Annotated in this window: 2 protein-coding genes; one reads left to right on the top strand and one right to left on the bottom strand. The window is 25.3% G+C overall.

Annotated features, from left to right (window positions below; genetic code table 11):
* Positions 1–306 precede the first annotated feature (306 nt).
* Positions 307–522 (top strand): hypothetical protein, encoded by a 216-nt coding sequence (locus tag Q0F58_RS19615; RefSeq protein ID WP_294379785.1) that lies wholly within the window; start codon positions 307–309, stop codon positions 520–522.
* Between the two features lie 248 nt (positions 523–770).
* Here the strand turns inward: Q0F58_RS19615 and Q0F58_RS19610 are convergent.
* Positions 771–1,506: ImmA/IrrE family metallo-endopeptidase (locus Q0F58_RS19610; RefSeq protein WP_294379784.1), on the bottom strand; the 736-nt coding region annotated here is incomplete at its 5' end.

Genomic DNA, 1,506 nt, shown 5'->3' with positions numbered 1-1,506 from the left:
TTTAACTTTTCTTCCCATTTGTAGACACTTCCTTTATTTTCTATAATTATATCATTTTAAAAACTATCTGTCTGTGTATACACTTTTATACTAACACCACCTTAAGTTTTTCGCCTGCTTCTGTCCATTCAGCTTTTGCCATGGCTTCAACTCTCCTTTTTATTATTATCTTTAGTTTATACAAAATATAAAAATCATATGTAATGTAATTAAGTTTTAATATTCTATTTTTACAATAACTTACATAAAGACAAAAGCCTTAAAACTTTATAAAATATAATTGTGAATTAAAAAGGGGGTTTTTCAATGAGAATAAACTTATACTTTAAAGATAATAGTGAGAAAGATGCAGTAATCTTAAAAATGCTTAATGATAAATACTCACCTAAGGATTATATAAAAGAAACTTTGTATAGATTAGCTATTAAAGCTGAGAAAGATAAGGATATAAAAAAATCTGCTTCGCAGACTGTGTGTTTCTGCCCCCTTCAAAAGTTATCCACAGATTGTTCGAATATATAACTTCCTATAGAATGAAAAAAATGAGGCATTAATTTGCCTCATCTCTATAGTAAAGGAATACTTCTGTATGTGGTGTGTTCAACTAGATATTATCTAATATATACTACAACATATTAATACATATCATTTTAAGCCTTGAAAATACAAGGTTTAATAGAAATTTATTATTATCGAAAAATTCTATGTATTTACATATATTTTTATAAAACTTTGAAAAGGGCGACAGATTTATCTTTGTCACCTTTTAATCAGAATAGTTTTATTACATTTTGTAATGATTCATCAAAATAATCTCTAGGTAAATTACATAACTTTATTATATCTTTTTTATCTAATTCTATATTCATTAATATATCTCGCTTATTAATGATATTATTCTCAATTAATAATTCTATAGCATCTTTTAATAATCTAGGTTCTTCTGCTATTATATAATCATCTAATGGCTCTTTAAATCTCCATTTATTATAGCTAATTTTCTTCTGAAAATATATATATTTATCCTCAGATATAAGTTCAAGATCCCTACACTTTCTTATGAGTGCTTGTATCGATATTTTCCATTTCTCTTTTAACATAATAAATGTCTCAAAATTTAACGGTAATGATTGTATTTCATTTATAAATATGTCACTTGGATATAGTAACTCAGATGCAAAATAATCTGCTTGTCGCTCAATACATTTACTTGATTGCTCATCATCATCTATATTTCTATGCAAAACTAAATGACCTAATTCATAAGCTAAATCAAATCTACTTCTAACAGCACATTCTTTGTTAGCACTAATAAAGATATAAAATTTATCACCAATAGATTGTGAAAAACCATCTGTTTTATTTTGCTCAATATATTGTTTATTAATAAAAAATCCGTTTGTTTGTAACACATATGATAAGTTATCAATCGGATCATGTTTAAGATTCCATAACTCCCTAATTTTTAATGTTATCTGCTTTATATCTTCCATATCATAATTATAA

The sequence above is a fragment of the uncultured Clostridium sp. genome (assembly GCF_934754915.1).
In the GTDB taxonomy this organism is placed as follows: domain Bacteria; phylum Bacillota; class Clostridia; order Clostridiales; family Clostridiaceae; genus Clostridium.
The sequence above is the reverse complement of the archived record's forward strand: the minus strand, read 5'-3'. Positions and strand labels throughout refer to the sequence as shown.